The organism is Streptomyces sp. NPDC059456, assembly GCF_042750055.1.
In the GTDB taxonomy this organism is placed as follows: Bacteria; Actinomycetota; Actinomycetes; order Streptomycetales; family Streptomycetaceae; genus Streptomyces.
Genome location: NZ_JBHYVA010000970.1, coordinates 1 through 2287, shown reverse-complemented (window position 1 = coordinate 2287; position 2287 = coordinate 1). Strand labels below are relative to the sequence as shown.

The 2287-nt window shown below is 75.3% G+C and carries 2 protein-coding genes and 1 pseudogene; 2 read left to right on the top strand and 1 reads right to left on the bottom strand.

All coding sequences use genetic code 11. The features are described 5' to 3' along the window. Positions 1–1275, top strand: a 1275-nt coding sequence (locus ACFXA3_RS41200; RefSeq protein ID WP_385196411.1) for a LuxR C-terminal-related transcriptional regulator, incomplete at its 5' end; no start/stop codon positions are given. A gap of 154 nt (positions 1276–1429) precedes the next feature. Next, positions 1430–1684, top strand: coding sequence for an acyl carrier protein (locus tag ACFXA3_RS41195; protein WP_385196409.1), 255 nt, complete (start codon positions 1430–1432; stop codon positions 1682–1684). A 16-nt stretch (positions 1685–1700) separates the two neighbouring features. On the opposite strand, the pseudogene ACFXA3_RS41190 reads toward ACFXA3_RS41195, so the two are convergent. Then, positions 1701–2287: pseudogene (locus ACFXA3_RS41190) on the bottom strand (2-oxoacid:ferredoxin oxidoreductase subunit beta); the annotation flags it as partial.

Sequence of the window (2287 nt, the reverse complement as noted above, 5' to 3'; positions counted from 1 at the left end):
CTCTCCCAGGGGCGGCTCGCCGAGGCCGCCGCCCTCACCGCGTCCGACCCGGCCCCGGCCGTGGAGCCCACCACGGCCTCGCCGTTCGACACCACCCTCGACACCCCCGTCGCGGTCGGCGAGCGGCTCCTGCAGTCCACCCGTCTCACCGACGCCACCGTCACCCCGCTCGCCCACGCGATCCGCTCCCTCACGGCCTCCGATCACCCCGACCGGGCCGTCACCTGGAGCCGCAACCTGCTGGAGGACGCGGAGCGCGCCCACGCCCCCGGCTGGACCTCGCTGTTCGCCACCCTCCACGCCGAGGCCCTGCTGCGCCTCGGTGACCTGCCCGGCGCCCACGCCCACGCCACCGCGGCCCTCCAGGCGCTCCCGGAGCGGACCGGCAGCGCCTTCCACTGCGCCCCGACGGCCGTGCTGGTCCGGGCGTGCAGTGCGATGGGCCGGTTCACGGAGGCGTCCCGGCTGACGGACCGCCAGCTGCCGCCGCGGCTGCCGGCCAGCCTGCACGGGCTGGCGTACCTGCGCGCCCGCGGCCTGCACCGCCTCGCCGTCAACCAGCCGCACGCCGCGCTCGCCGACTTCCTCGAGACCGGCCGCCTCATGGCGGCCTGGGGCATCGACCGCCCCGCCCACCTGCCCTGGCGCACCGATGCGGCCGAGGCACTGCTGCGGCTCGACGAGACCCGCCGGGCCGAACAGCTCGTCCTCGAACAGCTCGCCCACCCCGACGCGCGGCGTCCCTGGGTACGCGGGGTGTCCCTGCGCCTGCGCGCCCTCACCGGTGAACCCCGGCGCCGGGCCGCCCTGCTGGGGCAGGCCGTGGAGGAGCTGCACCGCTCGGGCGACCGCGTCGAGACGGCGCGCGCGATGGCCGACCTCGGGCGCGCCCTCCAGGCCGAGGGCTCCTCCAAGGGGAACACCATGGTCCGCAACGCCTGGAACCTCGCGAAGGACAGCGAGGCCACCGCCCTGTGCCGGGAGATCCTCCCGGACGCACCCCTGACGCCGCCGGTCCGCGACCGGGCCCCGGCCGCGGGGACGGGAACGGGGACGGGGACGGGAACGGGCGGCGCCGCGAAGCTGAGCGGTTCGGAGCAGCGGGTGGCGACGCTGGCGGCCCAGGGGCTGACCAACCGGGAGATCTCCTCGAAGCTGTTCCTGACGGTGAGCACCGTCGAGCAGCACCTCACCCGGGTCTACCGCAAGCTCCGGATCACCTCGCGCGGCGACCTGCCGATGGACCTGACCCCGGTCGGCCGCGCGGCGCTCTGAGGCGCGGCGGCCGCCCCGGCCGGTCAAGGGCCACCGTCCGCCGGTTCAGGGGGGTGGCAGGGGTGTCCGCGAAAGGGTCGGGGCTCGTAGCGTCGCTTGCCCGGAAACGCCGTCCCGCGCGGGGGCGGCACCGGGCGAGGACGGGGAGTTCACCATGGAGTGGGACCGGCGATTCGAGGAACTGCTGCGCGAGCACCTGCCGTTCCTCTCGGACGGCGAGCCGCTGTCCCCCGACACCGGCCTGCGGGCGGCGGGCCTGGACTCCCTCGGCACGGTCGAGCTGCTGGGGTCGCTGGAGAGCGCGTACGGGGTCCGCTTCACCGACGACGCGCTGGACCCCGAGACGTTCGCCACCCCCGCTGTGCTGTGGGCCGCGCTGGGACGGATGTCCCGGGCGGCCCACGGCTGAGTCGGCGCGGCGTCGGTCAGGCGACCACGGTCCAGGTGTCGTTGCCGGCCAGGACGGTGGCGAGGTCGCCCTTGCCCTTGCCGTCGACGGCTGCCTGGAGCTGGTCCGCCATGAGCGTGTCGTAGACGGGGCGCCGGATGTCGCGGAAGACCCCGATGGGCGTGCGGTGGAGCGTCTCGGGGTCGGCGAGCCGGGAGAGCGCGAAGGCCGTGGTGGGCGAGGCCGCGTGGGCGTCGTGGACCACGATCCGGGACTCGTTCTCCGGGGTCACCTCGACGACTTCGAGGTCGCCGGTGGCCTGGTCGCGGACGACGCCCTTGTGCCCGTCGGCGCCGAACCGGATCGGCTGCCCGTGTTCGAGGCGGATCACCGCCTCCTGGGCCTCCTGCTTGTCCTTCAGGGCGGTGAAGGCGCCGTCGTTGAAGATCGTGCAGTTCTGGTAGATCTCCACGAGGGCGGTGCCCTCGTGCTCGGCCGCCGCGCGCAGCACGCCGCCGAGGTGCTTGATGTCGGAGTCGACGGTGCGGGCGACGAAGGTGGCCTCGGCGCCGAGGGCGAGGGAGACGGGGTTGAAGGGGGCGTCGAGGGAGCCCATCGGCGTGG